Source organism: Paraburkholderia solisilvae, assembly GCF_902859875.1.
GTDB classification, from domain to species: Bacteria; Pseudomonadota; Gammaproteobacteria; order Burkholderiales; family Burkholderiaceae; genus Paraburkholderia; species Paraburkholderia solisilvae.
Genome location: NZ_CADIKF010000019.1, coordinates 23,365 through 50,208, shown reverse-complemented (window position 1 = coordinate 50,208; position 26,844 = coordinate 23,365). Strand labels below are relative to the sequence as shown.

At 64.9% G+C, this 26,844-nt stretch carries 20 protein-coding genes; 10 read left to right on the top strand and 10 right to left on the bottom strand.

Annotated features, from left to right (window positions below; translation table 11 throughout):
* Positions 1-42: 42 nt before the first annotated feature.
* A complete protein-coding gene (locus tag HV675_RS13740) occupies positions 43-567 on the top strand; it encodes a carboxymuconolactone decarboxylase family protein (RefSeq protein ID WP_175111466.1) in 525 nt (174 codons plus the stop codon).
* Positions 568-721: 154 nt separating this feature from the next.
* Here HV675_RS13740 and ispF read toward each other — a convergent pair whose 3' ends face one another.
* Positions 722-1,198 (bottom strand): 2-C-methyl-D-erythritol 2,4-cyclodiphosphate synthase, encoded by a 477-nt coding sequence (gene ispF / locus HV675_RS13735; protein WP_175111465.1) that lies wholly within the window; start codon positions 1,196-1,198, stop codon positions 722-724.
* A gap of 91 nt (positions 1,199-1,289) precedes the next feature.
* The gene (gene ispD, locus HV675_RS13730; protein WP_175111464.1) at positions 1,290-2,018 is read right to left on the bottom strand and encodes a 2-C-methyl-D-erythritol 4-phosphate cytidylyltransferase; all 729 of its coding nucleotides are present in this window, start codon (positions 2,016-2,018) and stop codon (positions 1,290-1,292) included.
* A 118-nt stretch (positions 2,019-2,136) separates the two neighbouring features.
* On the opposite strand from ispD, the gene mfd reads away from it, so the two are divergent.
* The 5 genes from mfd (at position 2,137) to mscL (ending at position 10,048) form a co-directional block, all read left to right on the top strand.
* Positions 2,137-5,622, top strand: a complete 3,486-nt coding sequence (gene mfd / locus HV675_RS13725; protein ID WP_175111463.1) for a transcription-repair coupling factor — start codon at positions 2,137-2,139, stop codon at positions 5,620-5,622.
* A gap of 7 nt (positions 5,623-5,629) precedes the next feature.
* Complete coding sequence (locus tag HV675_RS13720; protein ID WP_175111462.1) at positions 5,630-7,048, top strand: M20 family metallopeptidase; 1,419 nt, start codon at positions 5,630-5,632, stop codon at positions 7,046-7,048.
* A 116-nt stretch (positions 7,049-7,164) separates the two neighbouring features.
* Positions 7,165-8,448 carry an acetylornithine deacetylase gene (gene argE / locus HV675_RS13715; RefSeq protein ID WP_175111461.1) on the top strand — a complete coding sequence of 428 codons (1,284 nt, stop codon included), beginning with the start codon at positions 7,165-7,167 and terminating at the stop codon, positions 8,446-8,448.
* Positions 8,449-8,514: 66 nt separating this feature from the next.
* On the top strand, positions 8,515-9,537 hold the full coding sequence (locus HV675_RS13710; RefSeq protein WP_175111460.1) for a threonine/serine dehydratase family protein: 1,023 nt from the start codon (positions 8,515-8,517) through the stop codon (positions 9,535-9,537).
* A gap of 79 nt (positions 9,538-9,616) precedes the next feature.
* Positions 9,617-10,048: a large conductance mechanosensitive channel protein MscL gene (mscL, locus tag HV675_RS13705; RefSeq protein WP_175111459.1), complete on the top strand. Its 432-nt coding sequence runs from the start codon at positions 9,617-9,619 to the stop codon at positions 10,046-10,048.
* 31 nt (positions 10,049-10,079) lie between these two features.
* On the opposite strand, the gene HV675_RS13700 is transcribed toward mscL, so the two are convergent.
* The 3 genes from HV675_RS13700 to HV675_RS13690 all read right to left on the bottom strand — a co-directional run bounded on the left by HV675_RS13700 (position 10,080) and on the right by HV675_RS13690 (position 14,409).
* Positions 10,080-12,080 carry a hybrid sensor histidine kinase/response regulator gene (locus HV675_RS13700; protein WP_175111458.1) on the bottom strand — a complete coding sequence of 667 codons (2,001 nt, stop codon included), beginning with the start codon at positions 12,078-12,080 and terminating at the stop codon, positions 10,080-10,082.
* 154 nt (positions 12,081-12,234) lie between these two features.
* Positions 12,235-12,729, bottom strand: a complete 495-nt coding sequence (locus tag HV675_RS13695) for a response regulator (RefSeq protein ID WP_175111457.1) — start codon at positions 12,727-12,729, stop codon at positions 12,235-12,237.
* 54 nt (positions 12,730-12,783) lie between these two features.
* Positions 12,784-14,409, bottom strand: a complete 1,626-nt coding sequence (locus tag HV675_RS13690) for a sensor histidine kinase (protein ID WP_175111456.1) — start codon at positions 14,407-14,409, stop codon at positions 12,784-12,786.
* Positions 14,410-14,899: 490 nt separating this feature from the next.
* Between HV675_RS13690 and HV675_RS13685 the strand changes: the two genes are divergently transcribed.
* Positions 14,900-15,391, top strand: coding sequence for a hypothetical protein (locus tag HV675_RS13685; protein WP_175111455.1), 492 nt, complete (start codon positions 14,900-14,902; stop codon positions 15,389-15,391).
* Between the two features lie 343 nt (positions 15,392-15,734).
* Here the strand turns inward: HV675_RS13685 and HV675_RS13680 are convergent, their stop codons facing one another.
* Complete coding sequence (locus HV675_RS13680) at positions 15,735-18,257, bottom strand: AsmA family protein (RefSeq protein ID WP_175111454.1); 2,523 nt, start codon at positions 18,255-18,257, stop codon at positions 15,735-15,737.
* 279 nt (positions 18,258-18,536) lie between these two features.
* Between HV675_RS13680 and HV675_RS13675 the strand changes: the two genes are divergently transcribed.
* Together HV675_RS13675 and HV675_RS13670 are read left to right on the top strand one after the other, a co-directional pair.
* Entirely contained in the window at positions 18,537-19,262 is a 726-nt protein-coding gene (locus HV675_RS13675) for an ABC transporter ATP-binding protein (protein ID WP_175111521.1), read from the top strand.
* Positions 19,259-20,074, top strand: coding sequence for an ABC transporter permease (locus tag HV675_RS13670; RefSeq protein WP_175111453.1), 816 nt, complete (start codon positions 19,259-19,261; stop codon positions 20,072-20,074). Before HV675_RS13675 ends, HV675_RS13670 begins: the two co-directional genes overlap by 4 nt.
* 246 nt (positions 20,075-20,320) lie before the next feature.
* On the opposite strand, the gene HV675_RS13665 is transcribed toward HV675_RS13670, so the two are convergent.
* The 4 genes from HV675_RS13665 to ku all read right to left on the bottom strand — a co-directional run bounded on the left by HV675_RS13665 (position 20,321) and on the right by ku (position 25,569).
* Positions 20,321-20,890 (bottom strand): DUF6013 family protein, encoded by a 570-nt coding sequence (locus HV675_RS13665; protein ID WP_377700722.1) that lies wholly within the window; start codon positions 20,888-20,890, stop codon positions 20,321-20,323.
* Positions 20,891-21,082: 192 nt separating this feature from the next.
* Positions 21,083-21,388 (bottom strand): hypothetical protein, encoded by a 306-nt coding sequence (locus HV675_RS13660; RefSeq protein ID WP_175111452.1) that lies wholly within the window; start codon positions 21,386-21,388, stop codon positions 21,083-21,085.
* A 71-nt stretch (positions 21,389-21,459) separates the two neighbouring features.
* Complete coding sequence (gene ligD / locus HV675_RS13655; protein WP_175111451.1) at positions 21,460-24,432, bottom strand: DNA ligase D; 2,973 nt, start codon at positions 24,430-24,432, stop codon at positions 21,460-21,462.
* Positions 24,433-24,588: 156 nt separating this feature from the next.
* Positions 24,589-25,569 (bottom strand): non-homologous end joining protein Ku, encoded by a 981-nt coding sequence (gene ku, locus HV675_RS13650; protein ID WP_175111450.1) that lies wholly within the window; start codon positions 25,567-25,569, stop codon positions 24,589-24,591.
* Positions 25,570-26,158: 589 nt separating this feature from the next.
* Here ku and HV675_RS13645 point away from each other — a divergent pair.
* The gene (locus HV675_RS13645; protein WP_175111449.1) at positions 26,159-26,821 is read left to right on the top strand and encodes a glycoside hydrolase family 25 protein; all 663 of its coding nucleotides are present in this window, start codon (positions 26,159-26,161) and stop codon (positions 26,819-26,821) included.
* The last annotated feature ends 23 nt before the right edge of the window (positions 26,822-26,844 follow it).

Genomic DNA, 26,844 nt, shown 5'->3' with positions numbered 1-26,844 from the left:
AGCCGGCGGGCTTTTTTATCGGCAACTCGATAGGAGATATCTATGGAATTCTTGTCCGCGATCAAAGAACTTGTTCCTGACTACGCGAAGGACATTCGCCTGAACTTGGACGGCACGATTGCGCGCTCGTCGCTCGAAGGCAACGATGCGGTTGGCGTGGCGCTGGCTGCCGCGTTCGCCTCGAAGAGCGCGGCGCTCGTCGCCGCGATCCGCGACGCCGGCGTGCTGTCGCCGGAAGAAACCAACGGCGCGCTGACCGCGGCCGCGCTGATGGGCATGAACAACGTCTGGTATCCGTACATCGAGATGGCGGACAACGAAGACCTGAAGTCGCAGCCGGCCGGCTTGCGGATGAATGCGTATGCGTCGCACGGCGGCGTCGACAAGCGCCGCTTCGAAATGTACGCGCTCGCGTCGTCGATCATCGGCAAGTGCCACTTCTGCGTGAAGTCGCACTTCGATACGTTGCTCAAGGAAGGCATGAGCTCGACGCAACTCCGCGACGTCGGCCGCATCGCCGCGGTGATCAACGCCGCCGCGCTCGTGATCGCTGCTGAAAACAGATAACGCCGGGTTGCGCGCAGCGGTACACAATACCGCCGCGCTCATGCAAAAACGCCACGCACGATCTGCGTGGCGTTCTGCTTTGCGGCGCATGACGCACCGCGCACGGCGCACCGCGTATGGCGCATGACGCACGGCGCCGCGCCAATCGCACGCGTCAGCGCGTCAGCAATACCGCCGCCTGCGCCTCGATCCCCTCGCCTCGCCCCAGATAGCCAAGCTTTTCGTTGGTTTTCGCCTTCACGTTGACGCGCTCGAGCGGCAATTGCAGATCCGCGGCGATATTCGCGCGCATCGCGTCGATATGCGGCGCGAGCTTGGGCGCCTGCGCGATCACCGTACTGTCGACATTCGCGATCGAAAAGCCCGCGCGCGCGATGCGCGCCGCGCATTCGCGCAACAGCACGCGGCTGTCGGCGCCGGCGAATTCCTTGTCGGTGTCGGGAAAGTGACGGCCGATGTCGCCAAGCGCCGCGGCGCCGAACAACGCATCGGTAAGCGCGTGCAGCAGCACGTCGGCATCCGAGTGGCCCAGCAGGCCGCGCTCATAAGGTATCGTCACGCCGCCGATGATGAGCGGGCGGCCCGGCGCCAGCGCGTGCACGTCGTAGCCTTGTCCGATTCTGAAATCCATAGCAGTGGGTCCGTTGTTGTAGGTATGGCGGGACGCGGCGCGCGGCAGCAACGATCGCGCGCCATGTCGTCAGATGATCACGAAAAAACCGTCACGATGACGCCGCATTGAGCGACGCGGCCGGCCGGCTCAGGATCGCGTCGGCCAGATCGAAGTCTTCCGGATACGTGACCTTGAAGTTGCGCAGGCTGCCCTGCACGAGCCGCGGCGCATGCCCGATCCACTCGATCGCGCTCGCCTCGTCGGTCAGATCGTGGCCGTCCTGCTGCGCGCGCAGAATCGCCTCGCGCAGCATGCCGATGCGGAACATCTGCGGCGTCTGCGCCTGCCAGAGCCCGTCGCGGCCCTCGGTGCGCGCGATGCGGGTATCGGTGTCCGGCGCGATGCGTTTGAGCGTATCCGCAACCGGCAGCGCCATAATGCCGCCGACCGCATCGTCTTTCAGCGCATCGACGAGCGAGCGGATCAGCGCGGGCGTAATGCCCGGCCGCGCGGCGTCATGCACGAGCGCCCAGTCGTTGTCGTGCGCGCCGAACTCGGCAAGCGCATGCAGACCGTTCAGGACCGACGCCTGGCGCGACGCACCGCCGCAGCGCCGCACCGCGAAGCGCAGGCCCGCGAAGCGGCGCGCGTCGAAGTACGGGTCGTGCGGCGCAATCACGACAAGCGTCTGCGTGAACTCGCTGCATGCGTCGAACGCGGCGAGCGAGTAGTACAGCATTTCGCGTCCGGCGACGGCTCGGTATTGCTTCGGCATCGGCGCGCCGGAGCGGCTGCCGGTGCCGGCACCGGGTATCAGGGCAAAAAGGCGGGGAGTCACGGAGCGAATGCTGCAAAGTCAAAGTGAAGGTCGGATTTTATAATAGGTCCTTCGCCCGCACGTCCCGACACGCGTAAACTTGCCGTTTCGAAATCAAGGCCGTCCTTTTTCTCCTGTTATGACCGACACCGCAGCAACCCCGCAGCTGAATCCCCCTGTGGCGCCCGTCAAGGCCGGCCAGCGTTTCGCGTTCGACGGCGCGCACGGCTCCGCCGACGCGTTGCTGGTCGCCCGCTACCACCTCGCTTACAAGGACCGGTTGCCGCTTGTCGCCGTACTGTGTGCGAGCGCGGTCGATGCGCAGCGCCTGACGCAGGAAATCCCCTACTTTGCGCCCGAGGCGCGCGTGCGGCTGCTGCCGGACTGGGAGACGCTGCCGTACGACACCTTCTCGCCGCACCAGGACCTGGTCTCGGAACGGCTCGCGACGCTGCACGACCTGGGTGAAGGCCGCTGCGACATCCTGCTGGTGCCGGCCACCACCGCGCTGTACCGGATGCCGCCCGCGTCGTTTATGGCCGCGTACACGTTCGCGTTCGCGCAGGGCGAGCGGCTCGACGAAGCCAAGCTGAAGTCGCAGCTGACGCTCGCCGGCTACGAGCATGTCAGCCAGGTCGTGCGGCCCGGCGAATACTGCGTGCGCGGCTCGCTGATCGACCTGTTCCCGATGGGCTCGCCGCTGCCGTACCGGCTCGACCTGTTCGACGATCAGGTCGATTCGATCCGCGCGTTCGACCCGGACACGCAGCGCAGCCTGTACCCGGTGCGCGACGTGCGTCTGTTGCCCGGCCGCGAGTTTCCGTTCGACGAAGCATCGCGCACCGCGTTTCGCAGCCGCTGGCGCGAGGAGTTCGAAGGCGATCCGAGCCGCGCGTCGATCTACAAGGACATCGGCAACGGCGTCCCGTCGGCGGGCATCGAGTACTACCTGCCGCTCTTTTTCGAAGAAACGGCCACCCTCTTCCACTATCTGCCCGACGGCACGCATCTGGTGTTCGCGGGCGACCTCGACACCGCGATCAAGCGCTTCACCGCCGATACGAAGCAACGCTACAACTTCATGTCGCACGATCGCGACCGGCCGATTCTCGCGCCCGAGCGGCTCTTTCTGTCCGACGAAGATTTCTTCACGTTCGCCAAGCCGTTCGCGCGCCTTGCTCTGCCCGCCAAACCGGAAGGCGGCTGGGCCGCGCCGCTGCCGAACCTCGCGCTCGACCGTCACGCGGACGACCCGGTCACCGCGTTGCGCGCGTATCTGGATACCACACCCAACCGCGTGCTGTTCGCGGTCGAGTCGGCGGGCCGCCGCGAGACGATCGCGCAACTGCTCGCGGAAAACGACCTGCGCGCCGGCTCCGCCGACAGTTTCGATGCATGGCTCGCGTCGGACGCGCGCTTTGCGCTCGGCGTCGCGCCGCTGGCGAACGGCTTCGCGCTGCCGGGCGAAGGTATCGCGATCATCAGCGAAACCGAGCTGTACGGGCCGCTCGCGCGGCGCGCGGGACGCCGCCGCCAGGAACAGGCGAGCAATGTCGACTCGATGGTGCGCGACCTGTCCGAGCTCAAGGTCGGCGATCCGGTCGTGCATTCGCAGCACGGCATCGGCCGCTATATGGGTCTCGTGACGATGGATCTCGGTGAAGGCGAAACCGAGTTCCTGCACCTCGAATACGCGGGCGACAGCAAGCTCTACGTGCCGGTCGCGCAGTTGCACGTGATCTCGCGTTACAGCGGCGCGGACCCGGAAAGCGCGCCGCTGCATTCGCTCGGCTCCGGTCAATGGGAAAAGGCCAAGCGCAAGGCCGCGCAGCAGATCCGCGACACCGCCGCCGAACTGCTCAATCTGTATGCGCGGCGTGCCGCGCGCGAAGGTCATGCCTTCACGCTCGAGCCGCGCGACTACGTGAAGTTCGCGGAAAGCTTCGGCTTCGAGGAAACGCCGGACCAGGCGGCGGCGATCGCGGCGGTGATCGGCGACATGACAGCCGGCCGCCCGATGGACCGGCTCGTGTGCGGCGACGTCGGCTTCGGCAAGACCGAGGTGGCGCTGCGCGCGGCGTTTATCGCGATGATGGGCGGCAAGCAGGTCGCGCTGCTCGCGCCGACCACGCTGCTCGCCGAGCAGCACACGCAAACCTTCACGGACCGCTTCTCCGACTGGCCGGTGCGGGTGGCCGAACTGTCGCGCTTCAAGTCCGCGAAGGAAGTGAACGCGGCGATCCAGCAGATCAACGAAGGCAGCGTCGACATCGTGATCGGCACGCATAAGCTGCTGTCGTCGGAAGTGCAGTTCAAGCGGCTCGGCCTTGTGATTATCGATGAAGAGCATCGTTTCGGCGTTCGGCAAAAGGAAGCGCTCAAGGCGCTGCGCGCCGAAGTGGACGTGCTCACGCTCACCGCGACGCCGATTCCGCGCACGCTCGGCATGGCGCTCGAGGGTCTGCGCGACTTCTCGGTAATCGCCACCGCGCCGCAAAAACGCCTCGCGATCAAAACCTTCGTCCGGCGCGAGGAAGACAGCGTGATACGCGAGGCGATGCTGCGCGAACTGAAGCGCGGCGGCCAGGTGTACTTCCTGCACAACGAAGTGGAGACCATCGAGAATCGCCGCGCAATGCTCGAAGCGCTCGTGCCGGAAGCGCGCATCGCGGTCGCGCACGGACAGATGCACGAACGCGAACTCGAACGCGTGATGCGCGATTTCGTCGCGCAGCGCGCGAACGTGCTGCTGTGCACGACCATCATCGAAACCGGCATCGATGTGCCGAGCGCGAACACCATTCTGATGCACCGCGCCGACAAGTTCGGCCTCGCGCAATTGCACCAGTTGCGCGGCCGCGTCGGCCGTTCGCACCATCAGGCTTACGCGTACCTGCTCGTGCACGACCCGCAAGGACTCACGAAACAGGCGCAGCGTCGGCTCGAAGCGATTCAGCAGATGGAAGAACTCGGCGCAGGCTTCTACCTCGCGATGCACGACCTCGAAATTCGCGGCACCGGCGAAGTGCTCGGCGACAAGCAGTCCGGCGAGATCCACGAAATCGGCTTCCAGCTGTACACCGATATGCTGAACGATGCGGTGAAAGCACTGAAAGAGGGCAAGGAGCCCGATCTCACCGCGCCGCTCGCGGCGACCACCGAGATCAATCTGCACGCGCCCGCGATCTTGCCCGCCGATTACTGCGGCGACGTGCAGGAGCGGCTGTCGCTATACAAGCGTCTTGCCAATTGCGAACACGCCGATTCGATCGACGGCATTCAGGAAGAACTGATCGATCGCTTCGGCAAGCTGCCGCCGCAAGCGCATGCGCTCGTCGAAACGCACCGGTTGCGGCTCGCCGCGCGGCCGCTCGGCATTTCGAAGATCGATGCGGGTGAAGCGGTGATCGCGCTGCAATTCATTCCGAATCCGCCGGTCGACGCAATGCGCATCATCGAGATGGTGCAGAAGCACAAGCACATCAGACTGGCGGGCCAGGACAAGCTGCGCATCGAAACGCGCAGTCCCGATCTCGCGGTGCGCGTCGCGACCGTCAAGGAAACGCTGCGCGCGCTCGGTGCGCCGGCAAAAGGCGCCGCGGGTCAGCGCGTGACCGCGCAGTGAAACGGCGATGACCGGCACATTCGCGCACGGCGGCAGCAACGAAGGCGGCAACGATGCCGGGACCGACGCCCGCCTATCCGCGACTGGAAGCGCATCCACCGACGCGACGATCGATCCGCACAGCGCGTCGATCGTCGCGCTGCTGACGCGCCTCGTGCGCATTCCCAGCCGCGGCGGCATCGATCCGACGGCTCCGATACTCGAATGCATCGAGCAATGGTTTGCGCAGCACGCGCCGCTCTTGCCGCGCCGGCGCGTGCTGTCGGCCGATGACGAGCCGCTTGGACTATATGTGGAAGTGCGCGGCACGGCCGCTGCTTCCGGCCGATCTTCCGCCACACGCGAAGATAAAACACCCTACTACGTACTGAACGCGACGCTCGACACCGCGGGGTTCGGCGACGAACAGGTCTGGACCCATCCGCCGCTTGCCGCGCACGTCGCCGACGGCTGGCTCTACGGCCGCGGTGCAGCCGACAGCAAAGCGGGAGCCGCGCTGTTTGCGCATCTGCTGGTAGCGCTTTCACAACGCCGTGCGGAATTCGCCGGACGCGCCGGCCTGCTGCTCGACCTCGATGAACACACTGGCCGTTTCGGCGGCGCGCGTGCTTTTTTTGGCAACCCCGTTAGCAACCCCGTTGACAATCCCGTTGATAAAACCATCGACAACAGCGTCAACCTTGACAAGTCTGACAATCGAACGCCAGGCGCAGCGTCGCACCCGCGTCCGGATGGCGTGCTGATCGGCTACCCGGGACACGAGCGCCTGATGGTCGGCGCGCGCGGCTTTCTGCGCGCGCGGCTCGTCGTGCATGGAGTTGCCGCGCACTCAGGCAGCGGCAGCACACGCGGGCTCAACGCGGCGCTGCGCGGCGCCGCGCTTGCCGGCGCGCTCGCCGGGCTCCCGCTCCCCGTCGACGATGACGCGACTTTTGAGCGCCCGGCACAATTGACCGTCACCGGCATTCACGCGGGCGATGGCGGCTTCACCGCCGTTCCGGACCGCTGCGAACTCACCGTGGATATCCGGCTCACGCCGCGCTTCGATGCGCAGCAAGCGCGCGCCCTGCTTACCGACGCGATCCGCGCACACGACCTCACGTATCACCGCAGTCCTGCCAATACTCTATTGACGGACATCGAATGGATCGACGGTTGGCCCGCGTATCGTGTGCCGGACACGCATCCGATGGTCGCCGCGTTGTGCGCAGCCGCACAGCACAGGCTCGGTGCAAAACCGCCGTGCGCGGTGGCCGGCCCTTCGAATATCGGCAACTATCTCGCGTCGCTGTCTGTCCCCGCGCTGTGCGGCTATGGTCCGCGCGGCGAACAGTTGCACGCCACCGACGAGCGCATTCAACTGTCGACACTCGCGCCCGTCTACCAGATCTACGAAGACACGATGCTCGCGTTATTGCGCCATTAGCCAACGCGCGCGCGATCCATGCTGCATTGCGCAACGCAAGCGCGCAAGATGCAGGCTTTTGGCTTATTAAGGGTTTTTCGGTATGATCGGGCAGACCCACAAGCTGGAGCCCCACCATGTCTCAGGTCGCTGAAACAGCTCAGCCCGCACGCATGTCGTCTTCATCCGCCTCTGCTTCCGCTTCCGCCAGTTCCGACATTTCTTCTCAAGCCATCTCCAGCAGTACGCCGCTTTCTCTTCCGTGGATCGAGCGCCTCGTTGCATTCGACACGGTCAGCCGCAATCCGAATCTGAACCTGATCGAAACGGTGCGCGACGCATTGCGCGAACAAGGCATCGAAGCGACCCTCACGCATGGCGACGGCGGCACATGGGCGAATCTGTTCGCGACGATTCCCGCCCATAACGGTGCAACGAATGGCGGCATCGTTTTATCCGGGCATACCGACGTCGTGCCGGTCGATGGCCAGAAATGGGACAGCGATCCATTCAGGCCGGAACTGCGCGACGGCAAGCTATACGGCCGCGGCACCTGCGATATGAAGGGTTTTATCGGCGCGGCGCTCACGCTCGTGCCGCAGATGCAGCGCACGCAACTCGCACGGCCGATTCATCTCGCGCTCTCGTTCGGCGAGGAAATCGGTTGCATCGGCGCGCCGCTGATGATCGAAGATCTGCTCAAGCGCGGCATCAAGCCGGAAGGCTGCATCGTCGGCGAACCGACCAGCATGCGGCCGGTCATCGCACATAAAGGCATCAACGTCTATCAATGCTGTGTGCGCGGCCACGCCGCGCATTCGTCGCTGACGCCGAAGGGGTTGAATGCAATCGAATATGCGGCGCGCCTGATCTGCTACATCCGCGACATGGCCGATCAGTTCCGCGCGCAAGGCCCGTTCGACGAGTTCTACGACGTGCCGTTTACGACCTCGCAAACCAGTACGATCGAAGGCGGCAACGCGGTCAACACGGTGCCGGCCGAATGCCGCTTCGCGTTCGAGTTCCGCAATCTGCCGACGCTCGACCCGCAGACAATCTTCACGCGCATCGAGCAGTACGCACGCGAGACACTGCTGCCGAAAATGAAGCTCGAGCATGAGTCGGCGGCAATCGAATTCACGAAGCTCTCGTCGGCGCCCGGGCTCGATGCCGCCGAAGAAGCCGCGATCACGCAGCTCGTGCGCGCGCTCACCGCGAATCGCGACAAGCAGAAAGTCGCTTACGGCACCGAGGCTGGACTCTTTTCGCGCGCCGGCATACCGAGCATCGTGTGCGGACCGGGCGATATCCAGCAGGCGCACAAGGCCAACGAATTTGTCGCGCTCGAACAACTCGTGCAATGCGAGCGCTTTCTCGGCAAGTTCATTCATAGCATGTCGGTCGACGCGCACGCCCACTGACCGGCGCGCCGCACACTGACTCCGGTTCAACCTGCCCCACGAACGCAACCCACGTACGCTCACGCCATGTCCACCGCCATCCAGCAGCACACCGACCACACGATCGACGGCGAACCGATCCCGACACTCGACGCGATTGCCTCGCAGCATTTCGCGTTGACGCCGTGGGTCGTGCGAACGCCGGTGTTCGACCGGATGGATTTCCCGACACTGGAAGGCACGCTGGTCAACTTCAAGTTCGAACTGCTGCAGGCGGGCGGCAGCTTCAAGGCGCGCGGCGCGTTCACCAATCTGCTGGCGCTCGACGAACCGCAACGCAGCGCGGGCGTCACGTGCGTGTCGGGCGGCAATCATGCGATTGCAGTTGCGTATGCGGCGATGCGGCTTGGCATCAGCGCGAAGGTGGTCGTGTTCCGCTCCGCGAATCCGGCGCGCATCGCGCTATGCCGGCAGTTTCGCGCGGAAGTCGTGATCGCGGGGAATCCGGTCGAAGCCTTCGAGATCGTGCGGCGCATCGAAGCGGAGGAAGGCCGCTACTTCGTGCACCCGTTCAACGGCTACCGGACGGTGCTCGGCAGCGCAACGCTCGGCTACGAATGGGCCACGCAAACGCCGGATCTCGACGCGGTGATCGTGCCGATCGGCGGCGGCGGGCTCGCGGCGGGCGTATCGACCGCGCTGCGGCTGGCGAATCCGCGCGTGCATGTGTTCGGTGTCGAGCCTGAAGGCGCGGATGTGATGAGCCGCAGCTTCGCGGCCAACCATACGGTGAAGATGGGCCATATGCATTCGATCGCCGACTCGCTGATGTCGCCGCATACCGAACAATACAGCTACGAGTTGTGCCGCCGGCATATCGACCGGCTCGTCACCGTCACCGATGATCAACTGCGCGCGGCGATGCTCACGTTGTTCTCGCAACTGAAGCTGGCCGTCGAACCCGCCTGCGCGGCGGCCACCGCGGCGCTGCTCGGCCCGCTGCGCGAAACGCTGCAGGGCAAGCGCGTCGGCGTGCTGCTATGCGGCACCAACACCGATACGCTCACGTTCGCGACGCATATCGAGCGCGCGCGCTCGGCGCAAACCTAGGAGCCGCGTCAAAAGCCTCTACCCGGCTTGCCTGATCGTTCGCTATCATGCGTGCATTGACCACCAGGAGAGATGCCTTATGAGCATGATCAAGGAATTCAAGGAATTCGCCCTCAAGGGCAACGTGATGGATCTGGCCGTCGGCGTGATTATCGGCGGCGCGTTTTCCACTATCGTCACCTCAGTGGTGAAAGACCTGATCATGCCGGTCGTCGGCGTGGCGACCGGCGGACTCGACTTCTCCAATCTGTTCGTTCTGCTCGGGCACATTCCCGAGAATTTCAAGGGCAATCCCGGCTCGTATAAAGACCTGCAAACCGCAGGCGTCGCGGTGTTCGGTTACGGCGCATTCATCACGGCCGTGATCAACTTCGCCATTCTCGCGTTCATCATCTTTCTGATGGTGAAGTTCATCAACAACCTGCGCAAGCCGGCTGACGCGCCGCCCGCCGCGACGCCCGAAGACACGGTGCTGTTGCGTGAGATTCGAGATTCGCTGAAGAACCGCTGACACGCACACCGCCTCGCGCAGCGCGCGCCGGCTAGGCCGCGCCGCTGCCCGCGCTCTGCACGGCCGACCTGCGCACCTTCGCCTCGCCCGCACTTTCGATCGCCCGCTCGAGCTGCGCGAAGTTGACGGGCTTCGTCAGGTGCGCGTTAAAGCCCGCATCGAGGCAACGCCGGATGTCTTCATCGGTGCCGAAGCCCGTCAGCGCGACGGCCGGCACATCGGAACGCTCGCGAAACGCGCGGATGAAATCGATGCCGGTGCCATCCGGCAAGCCGACGTCGCTCACGATCAGATCGAACGATGCCGTCTGCGTCGCCGCCAGCGCATCGGCCACGCGTCCGACCACCGTCACTTCATGCCCGAGCATGCGTATCAGTTGCGCCATGACTTCGGCGGTATCTTCGTGATCCTCGACCATCAGGATCGCCAGCGCGCCGCCGGGGTGACCGGTCGTTGCATCCGCAACGACCGGCTTGGCCGCCGGCGGCTCGGCGGTCGGCAGCGTGATGGTAAAGGTCGCGCCGCAATGCGCGCCCGGGCTGAACGCGGTAACGGCGCCGCCATGCGCATCGGTGAGCGCCTTTGTAATCGCCAGACCGAGCCCGAGGCCGCCGAACTGACGCGACATATTCTGGCTGCCCTGCTCGAACGCATTGAAGAGCTTGCCGATCTGTGCGGGCTCGATGCCGACGCCCGTGTCCTCGACCGACACCTGCACGTGCATGCGCTCATCGCGGGTGCGCACATAGATATGACCGCCGTCCGGCGTAAACTTCGCCGCATTGCGGATCAGATTCCACAGCATCTGCTGCAGCCGCGCGCGATCGCCGAGCACATAGTGATGCTGCGCGGCCTTGTCGACATGCACGTCCTGCTGCTTGACCTGAATCTCGCTGCGGAAAAGCTCGAGCACGCTGTCGATCACCTCGTGCAAGTCGACGGTTTCGTGCGACAGCCGCAGCTTGCCGTTCGCCACCCGCGTCAGATCGAGCAGATCGTCGATCAGCCGCGCTTCGAGTTCGACGTTGCGGCGGATCATCGCGATGCCCGAGCGCGCCGCCTCGGGCAGCCCCGGAATCATCTCGACCATGCGCGCGCCGGCCAGCACCGGCGTGAGCGGCGTGCGCAGCTCGTGCGACAGCATCGCCAGAAAACGGTCCTTCGCGCGGTTCGCTTCTTCCGCCGCCTGGCGCGCGGTCTGCTCCGATTCGAGCAGCCGCTCGCGCTCGTCGATCGCCTCGCGCTGCGAATGGATGTCCGTGCAACTACCGAACCATTTGCTGACCGTGCCGTCCGCATCGCGCATTGCGACGATGCGCGTGTCGAACCAGCGCCACGCGCCGTCGTGCCGGCGAATCCGCAGCTCATGGCGGTATTCGGACGCGCCGCTGCGCACCGTCTTCAGCCACGTGCGGCGCACTTCCTCGCGATCGTCCGGATGCACCGCGTCGAGCCAGGCGAGACCCAGCGAGGCGGCACGGTCCAGCCCCGTGTATTCGAGCCACTGCTTCGAGACGAAGTCGCATGCGCCGCTCGCGCTGCAGGTGAGCACGAGGTGCGGCAGCGCTTCGGAGAGCGTCCGGTAATGCTCTTCGCGATCGCGCAGCATCAGCGCTTCGGCGGAGGCGCGTTGCAGCCGCACCTGCGACAGCACGCGCTCGACCGCTTCAGGCAGATAGTCGAGATAGTCGCCGGCCTTCGGCACGACATCGGACACGCCTGAGCGCAGCGCTTCGATCACACGCGACTCATCGGTAAAGCCGGTGACAAGAATGGCCGGCACGCGCACGCCTTCGCTGCGCAGCCTGCGGAAAAAGTCGAGCCCCGTCTCCGCGCCGCTCAGTTGATAGTCGAGCACGAGCAGGTCCGGCGCGCTCTCGGCAATCCGCGCGCGCGCCGCGCCGACACCCGCGCACAGCGCGACCTTGCAGCCCGCGCGTTCGAGCGACTTGCGCGCAAGCCGCAGAATGCCCTCGTCGTCGTCCACGACGAGCACGTGGGCTGCGGGCAGCGTGGAAGCGTCTGGTGTCATGCTGATTCTTCGTTATCTCTGCTGTAGGTGACGGGTCTCACGTCTTGCGTCTCACGTCTTGCGTCTCACGTTCCGGTCGCGCATCCGAACGCTCCAGCATCGCACCGCGTGGCCGCTCGCGTACGGCCTCGAGCCGCGGCGCAGGTGCGGTCTGTCACGCGACGATCATACGGTGCCCGGGCGGCAGTTTGACCACTTGCAGAAAGAAGCCGAGCCGCCGCACCGCTTCGATAAATGCATCGTACTCGACCGGCTTCGTGATGTAGACGTTGCAGCCGAGTTCGTAGCACCGCTCGATTTCCCGCGGATCGTCGGTTGTGGTCAGCACAATGACCGGCATCGCTGCTGTTGCCGGCGACTCCTTCAGACGGCGCAGCACCTCGAAACCGTCGACCCGCGGCATCTTCAGGTCGAGCAGCACGACGTAGTTCGTCAGATCGTCGCGCGGCGGATATTTGCCGGCGTTCTCGCCGAGCGGCGGCCGGTCGCCGAAGAAATAATCGAGCGCCTGCTGGCCGTCCGCGAACCTTACGAAACCGTTGGATATGCCGGCCCGGCGCAGGTTGCGCTCGACGAGCGTCGCGTGGCCATCGTCGTCCTCGACGAGCACGATGCCCACCGTCTTGCCGACCGCTTCCAGACCTGTCATGTTCTCTCCATCCATCACCGCATGTTGTCGCATGTTGTATATCGTGCGCGCCGCTCAGACCGGCCGCGCCGGCTGGTCCGGCAGCACGACGAAAAACGTCGAGCCCGCGCCTTCGGCCGATTCGACCCAGACCCGCCCGCCGTGCCGTTCGACCGTGCGCCGCACGAGCGCAAGGCCGATGCCGTCGCCCTTCGAGATGTCGCCGTGCAGCCGCTGGAAGGCGCGAAACATCTTCGGCATATACGCGGCCGGAATGCCGAGCCCATTGTCTCGCACATAGTACGTTCGCGTCGTCGGCGCCTGCGGCTGGGCCGGCGGCTGGGCGTCCTCTTCGGGTTCGGCGGCGAGCGCGCCGACTTCGATGCGACCCGGCCGGCTCGGGTCGAGGAAGTTCAGCGCATTGCTGATCAGATTGCTGAACACCTGCTCGATCGCGGCCGGGTCGCCCCATGCGGACGGCAGCTCGCGCACCGTGACCGTCGCGAAGCGTTCGCGGATCGGCGCCTGCAATCCGTCGACCGCCCGCGCGACCACGCGGCCGACGCTCACGCGCTGCCATTGATACTCGAGCCGCCCCGCGCGCGAGATGCGCAACAGCGCGTCGATGATGGCCGCCGCGCGCGTCACCGACGAGCGCAGAAACTGCAGCGATTCGCGCATGTCGCCATCGAGCACGCGCGCGAGACGCCGCTGTTCCGGGTCTGGCAGGTGGGCCTCGTCGATGGTCGAGCGCACGTCGTCGCACGACACCTGCAGCTCCTTCGAAAAGCCCTGCAGGTTCACAAGCGGCGAGCGAAGATCGTGCGACACGCTATAGATGAACATCTCGTTGTCCTGCGTCTCCTGACGCAGCGCCTCGTTGACGCCGGCCAGCTCCGCCGCGCGCGCCTGCAAGCGCTTTTGCAGCGTCACCTGTTCCTGCTCGGCAATCCGCAAACGGGCACTTGTCTGGTGCAGCGCCGCGTCGAGCGCGGCGATTTCGTCGTTGCCGGCAAGCGGCGCGGAAAGCGGCTGGCCGTGGCCGAGCCGCTCCGCATGATCGGTCAACACCTCGAGACGCCGGCCGATATTGCGCGCAAAGACGAGCGCGGTGACCGCCCAGATCAGCATCGAGCCGACCACCGCGGCAATCAGCGCATATTGCTGGCGCGCGCGTGTCTGCATCACCGACGTGCTGCGCTCGGCATCGAGGCGCGATGCTTCCGCGATAAACGCAGCGAGTTCATTGCGCACGATGCTGATTTGCGCGGGCATCGGATTCGCTTCGAGCGCCATATAAGACTTCACGCTGTGCCCGTCGCGCAGCGACTGCACGGCATCGAGCGCCTGTGCGTGATAACGGTTGATCGCATCGCGCATCGTGCGCACGCGCCCGGCCTGCTGCGGCGTGTCGGCCACCAGTTGATCGAGATGCATCAGACGGTCCGACAGGTCGACCCAAGCCGCATGGCGATCGATAAAGGCCGCGTCGCTGACGATCAGGCCGGTGCGCACGCGCGCCGCCTGGCGCAATAGCGGGTCTTCGAGCGCGGCGGCCTGATAGAGAATCTGCTTGCTGTCGGCGGCCGATTGCACCGCACGCGCAGTCTGCTCCTGCGTGTCGAACACTACCGCGAGCAGCGCGAGCTCGACCACGCTCGGCAATGCGATCAGCAGCAGCCCCTTTGTGAATAGTTTCATATTCGCCTGGCAAACGTTCCGGCCGCGACGATGAACAGCGAACGACGCGCAAAGATGAAGCATCAGGAGATGCACGGGTAGGCAACCTCAGCAACCTCGGGTAGCCTGAAGACCGGGTGGCACGGGCGCGACGCTCGCTGCGCGGCTGGAATCAAGGCATTATCGACGCGAATCGGCCAGATTTCAACGCGCCCCCGGCCGCGCATCACGTCGCATGCGAAGCGATGCGGCGTGATGCGTGGCGAAATGATGCGGGAGAAGTGCTGGCGCACACAAAAATGCCTTTTTTATCGGTGTCGGAATCAATCGCGCGGCCCATGCGTCTATGATGGAGACAGATGCACTGGATGCGAAAGCGCACGGCGAACGCGATTCGGCATGTTCCGCACGGGCCGGTGTGAGACGGACACCATGTCGAATCACCGTGAATCCGGCATTTTCGTATGCTATAAAAGATCGACGTGCGGCGCGCGAAGCCGGGAGTGGTCGCATGAGGACGCTGCGTTTCTTGCAATTCTTTTTCAGGCGAATTTTTATGTCCTTCCCGAAAAAGCGTAGGCGCGCGAAGGCGGACGGCGACGAGTCGTTCCTCGCGGTACTACGGCATTTCAAGGCATTCGGTCAGCTCGATACGAAGATCGCGCGTGCCCGTGCACAAGACGAGCCGGTGCTGTACGCGCATGTGCTGCCGGGACTCGACGTGCTGCTCTGCTGCGTGCGCGGCGCCCAGCCGCCGTATCCGGCCACGGCCGAGTTGCGCCGCCGCTGCATCGAATCGATTGCGAACGCACTGGAACAGCCGCTCGACGGCCTCGAAAACGGCGGCTACTGGTACGAGGCCGACGGCTTCGGCTTCCTCGTATTCGCCAGCCGCGCGCGTGCGCGGATTTTGCCGGAGTTCGGCGCGACGCGTTCGGCCGCGGGTGCGCGACGCATGCGCCGGCAGGATGCGGGCGACACGACGCCGCGCTCGCTGCGTTAGCCAAGGCTTGAGGTGCGGCGCGGCGAAGACCGCCGGCTCACCACCGGTCACCGTCCTCACCACCGCTTACCGCGTTAGCACGCACGAAACAGAAAGGCCGCGCCGTTGCGCGGCCTTTGTCATTAGATGCCCGATAGGTTCGGCTTGCTTGCGGCCGCGCTTTGGCAGCCTGCGTCTTCACGGCCGATCTATCTACGCAAATGAGCACGTGAGTGCGCGCGCGAACGAGCACGTGAATGCGTCACGGCAAACCTCATCAATATTTGAATCTTGCGCGCTTCGTTGCATGCGGCAGTGCGGCGCGCGTACAACACACGTGTCCCGCTTCGAAGGGTCTCGTCCGTTAGCTGCCTTTATATTCCGCCGCCTTGTCGCGCGATTGCCCTGGCGACTGCGGTGCCGGCGCAGCAGGCGGCTTGCCCTTGCTCGATGAAGACGCGGCGGCCGCCGCGGCCGGCGTATTGTCCGGCGTCAGCAACGGTCCCTTCGCCTGCTGCTTCGTGCCGGGCGGCGGCGCGACCGGCTTCTTGCTGACCTCCGCAAGCAATTCGTCGCAAGGCAACGGCTTGTTGTTGCTCGGTGCGATCAGCGGTATCAGCGCGGCAAACGGATTGATCAGGCCAAGACCGACCATCGCGCCGCCGCGCAGCGCGAGCGCGCCCGCGTTCACACCGACGTGCGGGTCCTTGAAGGTCCCTTTCGCGTACAACGGCGAGCGCAGCGTGAAGATGCGGAAACCCTTCGTATGCGGATGCACGCCGAGATCGAACGTCTCGTCGCGCAGGTTCACCTGGCCGTCGATGTTGATCACCGCATCGCTGGTATCGAGCGCGAACACGCGCGAGTCCAGCACGCCGTCGGTCACGACGAAGTCCGCGGCCGCACAGTTGATCTGCACGTCGCGATTGCCGAACAGCTTCTCGTAGATCACATTCGCGACGTTCAGCCCCGCCGCCTCCATCAGCAAACGGCTCACGGTGCCGTCGGTGACCAGCATCTTCACCTCGCCATTCGAAGTCGCCGCAAGCGCCGCCGGTGAATTGCCGGTGGCCGACAACGCGGCATCGCCGTTGACCTCGCCCAGCGCGCTTTGCATCGACTGCGCCTTCGGGAACAGCTGTTTGAGCTTCACATGCCGCGCGGACGTCGAGAAACGTCCCTTGAGCGGCGTGCCGCTGCCGTCGAGCACGATATTCGACGCAAGCGAACCGTTTGCGACGCCGAACTTCAGCGGCTCGAGCGTCAGCACGCCGTCCTTCATCACGACATGCGTGTAAAGGTCTGTGATAGGCAGACTCGGATCCTTCACGATGCGGCGGCCGGTCAGCTTCACATCCGCGTCGATCGCTTTCCAGCGGTCGGTACGGAACGGTTCGACCGGCAAGACCTTGTCCGACGGCTGCTTCACGGCTTCGCCGCGTTTGGCCTTGCTGGCGTTGCTGTCCGCGCCGATGATCGGCGCGAGATCCGCGAAACGCAGCAGGTTCGACACCAGTTCGCCCTGCAGCAACGGACGCGGCTCGCGGCCGACATAGGTCAACGTGCCGTTCAGGTCGCTGCCGCCAACCCGGCCTGTAAAATTTTCATACGTGAACACGTTTCCACTGGCTTTGAACTGACCGATCAGATGGCCTTCGGTCGCATACGGCGGCGTCTCCGGCAACGTCACGCCGGTCAGTCCGTACAGATGATCAAGGCTCGTGCCGCGCAGCCACAGCCGCAAATCGACCGCTGCCAGATGCGCGGGGTCGGTCAGCGTGCCGACCAGCGCGACATGCAGGTCGCCCAACTGCACGTCCGCCTGCACGGGGAACGGGCGATCCGCGTCCTGCAACGCCAGCACGCCGCCGACCTTGCCGCTGCCCGATACCGGCATCCGGTTGTAGGTGCCCTTCACGGTCCAGCCGATCGCATATGGCGCAATCACCTGACGCCGCGGCCCCGCGACCGCCGTCCCGCTCGCGCCGCTTGCGGCGAGCGCCGCACTGCCGGCCTGCGCCGCGCTCGCGTCGTTCGAGGCCGCCCCGCTCGCGTCGCCAGCATGACCCGGCGCGACCACGACCGTCGAGGCGCCCGATGCCGCGACGCCCGCACCGCCCTGCGCGGGCGACTGCAACGCGGCGCTGGTGCCCGACGCGCTCGACGCAGCCGACGCCTCGGCGGTCTTCGCCTGCTTCGTCAACTGGCTTGCGCCCGCCTTGCCGACCTCCTGCGCGGACTCGCTGCGCGACTTCGCTTCCTGCTGCTGCAGCGCTTCGCCGATCGGAATCGGCTTGCCGAGCGTATCGACGACTACTTGCATCTCGACTTTCTTCTGCTCGTCGCTGACCGCGATATGTCCTTTGTCGAATTCGATGTCATGCAGATCGAGCTTCCACTGCGACGGCCCCGCGGACGATTGGAACCTGAACGTCCAGTTATTGCGCCCATCCAGGAGCCGTTCGGCATCGATCGACGGGTTCACGAGATGAATCGCCGGGATCACGATGTCGTGCGCGAGCAGCGGCAGCACCTTCACCTGGAAGTCGATCTCGTCGAGCGTCGCGAAGTGCGGCTGTCGGGTCCAATCGGGATTGGCAATCGTGATGTTGGCCGCGGAAAAGCGCGGCCATGGCACCCATGCCCGCCAGCCGGCCTCGCCGACCGGATGCCGCCAGCCGACCTTCAGATCGCCCTCGATCGCAAACGGGCGCCCGATTGCTTCGCTTACCTTTTCATTGACATAGGGACGCGCGCGATTCCAGTCGAACGTCAGAATGAAGACCGCGAGCACGGCAATCAGGATCGCCAGGACGGCGATGCACCATGCGACGATCTTGCCGATGCGCCGCCCGGCCGAAGGGTGAGTCTTCTGCGAGACGTTCATGAAGTCTCCGTGCTGTTCCCTGCATTATTGCTGTTCGGCCAGCAGATGCCGTGCCCGGTTTGCCCGAACGCGCGGCGCGGCTTACCATGGCAGCCGCGCCGCGCGTTGCGCGCTGCATCGAAGCGCTCGCGTGCGGGCAGCGCGTCGTGCCTCGCGCGCACGGCGCCGCGATGTCGGCAAGCGAACAGCAGGCCCGAAAACGAGGCCATCGGCCACCGGCGCGACGCGTCTGCGCACCCTGTTGCAATGACGCGGCGGCCACCCCACAGACAGAAGATGATGACGGCTACTCCGATCGTGCAGGCCGAGCGCATCGTGCGGCGCGACACGCGGCACGGCAAGACGCTGCTGCAGCCAACCGATTTCGCACTCGCGGGCGGCGACCGCGTCGCGATCACCGGGCCTTCGGGCTCGGGCAAGAGCGTGCTGCTGCGCGCACTCGCGCTGCTCGACCCGCTGGATGACGGGCGCCTGCGCTGGCACGGCCGCGCGGTGCGCCGCGCGGCGATACCGCGCTACCGGCGCGAGATTGCGTATATCCGGCAGCGTCCGGCGCTGATCGACGGCACGGTCGAAGACAATCTGCGCTATCCGTTCTCGCTGCGCGTCTATCGCGACCTGCAATTCAACCGCGCGGCGGTCGAAATGCTCGCCGCGCACGCCGGCCGCGATGCGGGGTTCCTCGAGCGTCACGCGAGCGAGCTGTCGGGCGGCGAAGCGCAAATCGTCGCGCTGATCCGCGTGCTGCAACTCGCACCGCAGGTGCTGCTGCTCGACGAACCGACCGCATCGCTCGACCCCGAGTCGGCGCTTGCCAGCGAAGCGCTGATCACCGCATGGTTCGACGACGGCGCGGCAGCGCGCGCATGGGTGTGGGTGTCGCACGATGCGGCCCAGGCGGCGCGCGTCGGCAAGCGTCAACTGACGATGCGCGCGGGCGTGCTGAGCGCAGCGGCGTCCGAATCGCTCACGGCCGTTCCCATCAGCAAGGAATCCGCCCAATGACACTGCGAAATCTGGAACTGTGGGAAGTCGGCATCGCCGCATTGCTGATCGTCGTCAACGGCGTGCTGTCGGTGCTGCTCAAGCTCGATCTCGAACGCAAGCTCGCGTGGGCCGCGCTGCGCACGATCGTCCAGTTGCTTGCGGTCGGCTACGTGCTCGGCTGGGTCTTCAGCCACGCGCACGCGTATATCGTGTTGCCGCTGATGATCGTGATGACGCTGATCGCCGGTTTCGCGGGCGCGGGGCGCGGCACGCGCACCTACGCGGGACAGCGCGTGGACAGCATACTATCGATCTGGGCCGGCTCATGGCTCGTCGCCGCGGTGGGGCTGTTCGTCGTGATCCGCATTCACCCGTGGTACGAGCCGCAGTACGCGATTCCGATTCTCGGCATGGTCCTCGGCAATACGCTGACCGGCGTATCGCTTGGCATCGAGCGGATGACCGAGGAACTCACCGCGCGGCGCGACCGCGTCGAGATGGCGCTCGCGCTTGGCGCGACACGCTGGGAAGCCGCGCAAGGACCCGCCCGCGAAGCGGTGCGCGCCGGCATGATCCCCACGCTTAATCAGATGACAGTGGTGGGCGTCGTCAGTCTGCCCGGCATGATGACCGGCCAGGTGCTCGCGGGTCAGTCGCCGCTGCAGGCGGTCCGCTATCAGATCGTGATCATGTTTCTGATTGCGGCCGCGTCGGCGCTCGGCACCGTCGGCGCGGTGCTGTTGACTTATCGCCGGCTCTTTTCGGCCGAGCACCGGTTTCTTGCGGCGCGGTTAATTGAGCGAACGGCGCGCACGCGTGCCGCGCAATGAGCAGGCGCAGGCCACACGTGCCCACTCGACAGGCCCGGCATGGCGGGCGCGCGGCGCAGGCCACGCATCGGGCACGCGTGGTGGCACACATCACGCATTGCTTCTTGCGCAGTCCGGACTGCTTGCGCACCGTGCGCATTGCATGCATGCGGCACGCGTCACCCATCGCTTCACGGCAACACACACGCTCGCGCACTTTGCGCACGGCATGCACGCGGCACGCGTGTCCCAGCGGCAGGGGCGCCTTCAACGCTTCGCCGTTACCGCCACCTGCGATCCATCACTCAGCGTGACGGTTTTGGTACTGCCGTTGGTCGGCATCGTGAAGCGCACCACCTGAGTCACCAAGGTGTAATCCGGACATTTAACGGTTTTGCCTTCGTTCGTCACGTCCTTCGTGCCGTGCGGTGTTTGCGCGTGGAAACTCAACTGGACGGTCGCCGTCCCGTCCTTCGCGACGACCGGCGCAAAGCGGATCTGCGTTTGACGGATCATCGCGCCATTCGCATCGATCGGCAACGACGCATAATCGGGGCATTCGCTCGCCACGGCCACGGCGCCGCCGGGCGGCACGGTCTTCCATGTGAAATCATCGGACTCGCCGGAACGGATCGTGCGCGTCTCCTGCGCATTGCCGAACTGCTTCGACGTGACCTTCACCGTGTAACGGATCGGCCCGTCGGTGGCGGCTTTCGACGTCACCGTGATCGGCGTCGCGGCGAAGCTCGCGGCGGGCGGCGCGGCGAGCGCACAGGCCAGGCAGGCAGCAACGGAAACGGCAGACAGACGCAAGCGGTTACGCATGCTTTGGCTCATATGTCACCTCGTTATTGTGCTGGCGGGCGGCATGGCGAAGGCTTTCACAAGACTTGAGCAAGCGCCCTGCCAGCCAGTCTAACGCGGTGTGCGGCGTATGCGTATAGCGTCTCCATCGGGTATTACCCCGCTTGCAACCGCTTGCTATCCGTTTGCTACCCGCTTTCCAGACGCGCGCCGCGCCGGCGCCCGCTAACGCCGGCCGGCGCCGCCCTTCTGCTGCGAATTGCGGTTTGCATGCCCGTCATTCTGCGTGCGTTCCTGATACTCGTCGCCGCCGCGCCGGTCGGTATCTTCGAGACCGCGCTCGACATCGCGATGCGCCTGCTTGCCGACGCCGCGCGGTCCATGCTCGTGCTGCGATTCAGGGCTCTGATCGGTTTCGTGCGGCAAGGGCGCCGACGCCTCGTTCGACGCGTGCTGCTTGCCGGCGGGTTGCTGGTCGCGCTGTGCCGGCGGCTTCTGGTCGCCGGTGGCACGTTCGGTGGAAGTTTTCATCGTCAGTTCTCCATCTGGTTTCGCATCGGGTGTGCATCGGGTGTGCATCGGGTTTCAGCCGACAGATACCGCTATGCGCGTTCGCCCGCGAGCCGTTTGCGCATGTTCGCCGTGATGCGCTGCCGGGTTTTCGCATACGCGGCCCACGGGTCTTCGCGCAACGACTGCAGCCGCTCGTGCAGATTGGCAAGCGTCCATTGATCGCCGGCGGTCGTGTCGCCGAGTTCATTCCATGCGATCGGCACCGACACGCCCATGCCGGGCCGTGCGCGTACCGAGTACGCGGCCACCGTGCTCGAGCCGCGGTTATTGCGCAGGTAGTCGACAAAAATTTTGCCCTTGCGATTCTGCGCGCCCATCTTCGCCGCGAAATACTTCGGCAGCGTCGTCGCCATATGCTGCGCGACAGCCTGCGAGAAATCCTTCACGTCGTCCCACCCGGCGTGCTTCGCGAGCGGCACCACGACATGCAAGCCTTTACCGCCGCTCGTCTTGCAGAACGACGTGAGACCAAGCTCTTCGAGCAGTGTGCGCGTCAGTTGGGCGGCTTCGATCATCCGCGCCCAGCCGAGCGCTGGGTCCGGATCGAGATCGAACACGACGCGATCGGGCTTTTCAATGTTCGAAGCCAACGCATTCCACGTGTGCAGTTCGATCGTGCCCATCTGCGCGGCGCCGGCGAGCGCCTTTATGTCATCGATGGTGATCAGCGCCGCGTGCCCCGGGTCGAGTCCCGGATGTTGCGTGACGCCCGGGATGGTCAGCTTCTCCGCGTGCTTCTGGAAAAACAGTTCGCCGCCGATGTCCGCGGGCGCGCGCACGAGCGACACCGGCCGCCCGCGCAGATGCGGCAGGATCCAGTCGGCCACCGACTCGTAGTAGCGCACCAGATCGATCTTGCGTGTATCGGTGTGCTTGTCGATCACGCGGTCCGGGTGCGAGATGCGTACGCCGGCTACGGTCTCGGTTCCGCCCTTTGCTTTCGATGTCCGCGTGGCGGCGGCAGAGGCGGATGGCGCGGCGTTATCGTCTTTGGCTGCCGTCGCCTGACGCGACGACGTTTTACCGGCGCGCTTCGCGGCAGCCGCCGGTTCATCCTTTTTCACCGCGCGCGCCCGCGTGCGCGGTGACGCAGCAGGTGCTGCGGGTTCTTCGTCGGGCATCTGTTGCACGTCAGCTCCTTTGCGTGGCGCTTCGATGACGATCTGCCGCGCGGGTTTGTCGCGGCGCAGGCTGACAAACGACGCCTGGCGGACGATGCCTTCATCGGTCCACTCCGCGAAATTGCATTCGGCGACCAGGTCGGGCTTCACCCAGTGCACCGGCGTGCGGCTGCGCTCGCCTGGCGCGCTCGCGAATGGCATGCGTGACGTCTCGCGCGCGTCGAGCTCCTTTTTCAGCGAGCGCAGCCGCGCCGCATCGAAGCCGGTGCCGACACGCCCCGCATAGCGCAGCTTGCCGTGCGCGTCGTAGACGCCGAGCAGCAGCGCGCCAAAGTCAGTGCGACTGCCGCCCGGCTCCGTATAGCCGCCGATCACAAACTCCTGGCGGCGCCGGCACTTGAGTTTGATCCACGCCGAGGTGCGGCCCGACGTATAGCGGCCGTCGCGCCGCTTGCCGATGATCCCTTCGAGCGACATCTCGCATGCGCTCTTCAGCAGCGCGTCAGCGTCCGTGCCGAAATCGGCCGAGTAACGCAATGCGTCGTCGTCGAGCGGCTCGAGCAGCGCGCGCAGCAATGCGCGGCGCTGTTCGAGCGGCACATTGCGCAGGTCGTAGCCGTTCAGATACGGCACGTCGAACAGATACAGCGTGATGTCGCGCTCGCGATGCGTATCGAACGCGTTTTGCAGCGCCTGGAAACTCGGTACGCCGTGCGCGTCGAGCACGACCGCTTCGCCGTCGAGCCACGCGGTGTCGAGCCCGATCGCCGCGAGCGTGTGCGCCTGCTTGCTGAACCTGTCGGTCCAGTCGTTGCCCGCGCGCGTATAGATGCGCACCGGGTCTTTCGCTTTGCGATGGTCGATGCGTGCGAGTACGCGATAGCCGTCGAACTTGATCTCGTAGATCCACGCATCGCCGGCCGGCGGCGTGTCGACGAGCGTCGCGAGTTGAGGCTTGAGCGTCGCGGCCAGTGCGGCCTTCGCCGCGCCCTCGATTGCCGGAGTGGCGGCAAGCTCGCGCAACGACTCGCTGTTACGGGTCGCGACGATGTCCGGATGCTCGCCGTGCGTCGCGCGGCCGACGCGGTGGCGTGTCGGCTTGGGCGTGGGCTTCGCAGGCGTTGCGGCCTCGCTGCGCGTCGATGACGCGGCACTGGCCTGGCCGTTCTGCTTACGCGCATTGCGAGCCGCCGTGCGCTGAGCGCCGGCACGCCCGTCTTTGCCGTCGCCCCGCGCGCCGCTTGCGCCGGTGGCGCCATGCGCGCCGTTCGCACCCCCGCGCGCGCCGCCGGCGTCGGACAACACGCTGCCCGGCAACGCATCGAGCACATCGAATTCGCTTTCGCTATGTGCGTCGATATCGCGCTCCTTGATCAGCAACCATTGCTCCTTGTCGCCGCTGCCGCGCATATGGCTGCGCACGAGCGTCCAGCCGCCGTGCAGCTTGTCGCCATGCAGTTTGAACTTGAGCTTGCCGGCTGCGTACGCGGCGCGCGCCTCGTTTTCGCCGCCCGCGGGCTCCCACGTGCCGCGGTCCCAGACGATTACCGAGCCCGCGCCATAGTGACCTTCCGGAATCGTGCCTTCGAACGATCCGTATTCGAGCGGATGATCTTCAACGTGCACCGCGAGCCGCCTGACCGACGGATCGAGACTCGGTCCCTTCGGCACGGCCCACGATTTCAACGTGCCGTCGAGTTCGAGCCGGAAATCATAGTGAAGATTCCGCGCGTCATGCTCCTGGATCACGTAGGCGAGCGCATGTGCGGACTTGCGTGCAGCAGTGCGGCCGGCAGGACGCCGGCGCGACTCGGCACCGGACGGCTCTGGCGTTTTATCGAAGCGTCGTTTGCGGTGATAGGTCTCGAGTTTGTCGGCCATGGTTCAACGTGACGGTTAGCTTCGTTGCGGTGAGCGTTCCTGGGCGAGCCTGGGTGGGCGCGTTGATCCGGACATTTGCATAGATCCACGCATAGCGTTCTCCAAGACTCATACTTTCCGCCTCTCATGCATTGACGCGGGTATCCGATCGCGTGCTCACGCCGCGCGGCGTTTGCGCGCGGCCGTACCGCTCGCGCTGCGACGCGCCGGCGTCTTGCTCTTCGTGCGCCGCGATGCGGTACGTGCGCCGGCACTGGTATCAGCCTCCTCCTGCGCGTCTTCCCCCGCGTCGCTCGCGCGCGCGGCCGCGGCCTTCGCCGCCGGCTTCCCCGCTTTTCCCTTGCCACGCCCGAGGCTGCGCTTGAGCAGATCCGACAGGTCCAGGATCTCGGCGCTCGGCCGCGTTTCGCGCGGTTCGTCGACTTCGCCGATGTCCTCGGTCTTGCCCGCTCGCACCTTGCGTTCGACGAGCGTCATGATGTCGTCGTGGAACGTGTCGTGATAAGCGGACGGATTCCACGTGTCGGTCATGTCGTCGATCAGCTTTTTCGCCATGCCGAGTTCGCGCGCGGTGACGCCGGACTTCTTCCGGCTTTCATCGGGCAACTTCAGTTCGTCATACGAACGGACCTCGGTCGCCCAGCGCAGCGTGTTCAGCGCAAGCACCGGCCCGAGCGGAATCAGCACCGCAAGATGCTGCTTGTTGTGCATCACGACGTTCGCAATGCCGACTTTGCCACTGTCTTTCAGCGCATCGCGCAACAGTGCATAGACCTTTTCGCCCTTGCGGTCGGGCGCGAGGTAATACGGCGTATCGAGGTACAGGAACGAGATTTCGGGTGCTTCGACAAACGCGAGGATATCGACTGTCTGCGTCGACTCCGGATTGGCCGCGCGTATCTCCGCGTCGGACATCACCACGTATTTGCCTTTTTCGTATTCGAAGCCGCGCGCGATGTTCTCGCGCGTCACTTCCTTGCCGGTGCGCTTATTGACCTGCTTGTAGCCGATCGGGTCGATCGAGCGCCGGTCGAGCAGATTGAAGCCGACCTTCTCCGACTGGGTCGCCGGGTACAACTGCACTGGTACATGCACCAGGCCAAAGCTGATCGCGCCTTTCCAGATCATATGTGCCATCGCGCGCTCCCGAAGGTTCAGACTTCGAAAGAAGCAGCAAGCATGCCATGCAGCCGCACGCGCGCCGCGCGCGTCCGTGCGCATGAGCAGGCATGCTGTTGCGCGTGGGCTGCCTGTAAGTCTTGCGCGAGCGGCGGCAAAAGATACGGTGATCTCGCCACACTAAAAATCTGACGGGCTCGTTCGTCGCGCCCGCCCGCTGACCGTGATCCCGCTCCGCCTGATTGACCTCGTTGCGCAGCGTCTCGCGCGTCTTCTCCATCTTCGACGCAATTGAACGGATCGCCGCTCACTGCGTTTCGTACTCGTGCCGATGCTCGAACACCACTTGCATCGCACGCTTTTCGAGCCTGCCCGGAACACTGTGTCCCCGATCAGCTTCCTTACCCTGTTTTCACTTTCCCGACCTCCAATCTCTCTGACACCCCACCCTTGAAGACTCCGTTATTTCCAGTGCGATTCAGTTCGGCCACACACTGTTTTTTTCGGGCTCAGCACCGCTGCCAAATGCGAGTGCGCTAAAAATAAACATTGTCGGTTCGTATGCCATCCCGGCAGCCGGACAAGCCACTCCGCTATAGAGGACACTATGCCACGAACATTGAATGGTTCTATCGACGTCGTGCTTGACCTGTACCACGGAAACGAGCTGTCGTCTCTTTCGGAAGCGAAGGCCGACGGTATCGTGGCCTTAATTCACAAGGCAAGCGAGGGCTCGACGGTACAGGACCCGATGTATTCGAACCGTCGACACGAGGCTCGAGCCGCGGGGCTTCTTTGGGGTGCCTATCATTTCGCCAGCGGGGCGCCGGTCCAGGACCAGGTCGATAACTTCCTCAAAGCGATACAGTGGGGTGTCGATTCAGAATTTGATAAACAGACCTTACTTTGCCTTGACTTTGAGGCAAGCCATAGCGGTCCCGACATGCCGTTCGACGGCGTATGTGAATTCGTGGAAAAAATACAGGAAAAGACCGGCCGATGGCCGATGATTTACGGTGGCGCACTTCTGGTGGAAAAGGCAGCAACTGCCGCTCCCAACTGTGCCGCCGCCAATTGCCCGCTCTGGTTTGCGCGCTATAACAACGAACCCATCGATTTACCGAAGCTTTGGACCAAATTTACACTTTGGCAGTATACCGACGGTTCAGATGGGCCTCAGCCGACGCAAACCGCAAAGGGAAAATATGATCGCAGTTGCTTCGTCGGCAACCTGGATCAGTTGAAAGCGCAATGGCCTCAATTTAACTAGGCCGACTTGATGCCAGTAAAGGG

Excerpts from the sequence above, each read along its gene's own strand:
- HV675_RS13740 (WP_175111466.1), top strand. The coding sequence starts at position 43 with ATGGAATTCTTGTCCGCGATCAAAGAACTTGTTCCTGACTACGCGAAG.
- ispF (WP_175111465.1), bottom strand. The coding sequence starts at position 1,198 with ATGGATTTCAGAATCGGACAAGGCTACGACGTGCACGCGCTGGCGCCG.
- mfd (WP_175111463.1), top strand. The coding sequence starts at position 2,137 with ATGACCGACACCGCAGCAACCCCGCAGCTGAATCCCCCTGTGGCGCCC.
- HV675_RS13720 (WP_175111462.1), top strand. The coding sequence starts at position 5,630 with ATGACCGGCACATTCGCGCACGGCGGCAGCAACGAAGGCGGCAACGAT.
- argE (WP_175111461.1), top strand. The coding sequence starts at position 7,165 with ATGTCTCAGGTCGCTGAAACAGCTCAGCCCGCACGCATGTCGTCTTCA.
- HV675_RS13710 (WP_175111460.1), top strand. The coding sequence starts at position 8,515 with ATGTCCACCGCCATCCAGCAGCACACCGACCACACGATCGACGGCGAA.
- mscL (WP_175111459.1), top strand. The coding sequence starts at position 9,617 with ATGAGCATGATCAAGGAATTCAAGGAATTCGCCCTCAAGGGCAACGTG.
- HV675_RS13700 (WP_175111458.1), bottom strand. The coding sequence starts at position 12,080 with ATGACACCAGACGCTTCCACGCTGCCCGCAGCCCACGTGCTCGTCGTG.
- HV675_RS13695 (WP_175111457.1), bottom strand. The coding sequence starts at position 12,729 with ATGACAGGTCTGGAAGCGGTCGGCAAGACGGTGGGCATCGTGCTCGTC.
- HV675_RS13690 (WP_175111456.1), bottom strand. The coding sequence starts at position 14,409 with ATGAAACTATTCACAAAGGGGCTGCTGCTGATCGCATTGCCGAGCGTG.
- HV675_RS13685 (WP_175111455.1), top strand. The coding sequence starts at position 14,900 with ATGAGGACGCTGCGTTTCTTGCAATTCTTTTTCAGGCGAATTTTTATG.
- HV675_RS13680 (WP_175111454.1), bottom strand. The coding sequence starts at position 18,257 with ATGAACGTCTCGCAGAAGACTCACCCTTCGGCCGGGCGGCGCATCGGC.
- HV675_RS13675 (WP_175111521.1), top strand. The coding sequence starts at position 18,537 with ATGACGGCTACTCCGATCGTGCAGGCCGAGCGCATCGTGCGGCGCGAC.
- HV675_RS13670 (WP_175111453.1), top strand. The coding sequence starts at position 19,259 with ATGACACTGCGAAATCTGGAACTGTGGGAAGTCGGCATCGCCGCATTG.
- HV675_RS13665 (WP_377700722.1), bottom strand. The coding sequence starts at position 20,890 with ATGAGCCAAAGCATGCGTAACCGCTTGCGTCTGTCTGCCGTTTCCGTT.
- HV675_RS13660 (WP_175111452.1), bottom strand. The coding sequence starts at position 21,388 with ATGAAAACTTCCACCGAACGTGCCACCGGCGACCAGAAGCCGCCGGCA.
- ligD (WP_175111451.1), bottom strand. The coding sequence starts at position 24,432 with ATGGCCGACAAACTCGAGACCTATCACCGCAAACGACGCTTCGATAAA.
- ku (WP_175111450.1), bottom strand. The coding sequence starts at position 25,569 with ATGGCACATATGATCTGGAAAGGCGCGATCAGCTTTGGCCTGGTGCAT.
- HV675_RS13645 (WP_175111449.1), top strand. The coding sequence starts at position 26,159 with ATGCCACGAACATTGAATGGTTCTATCGACGTCGTGCTTGACCTGTAC.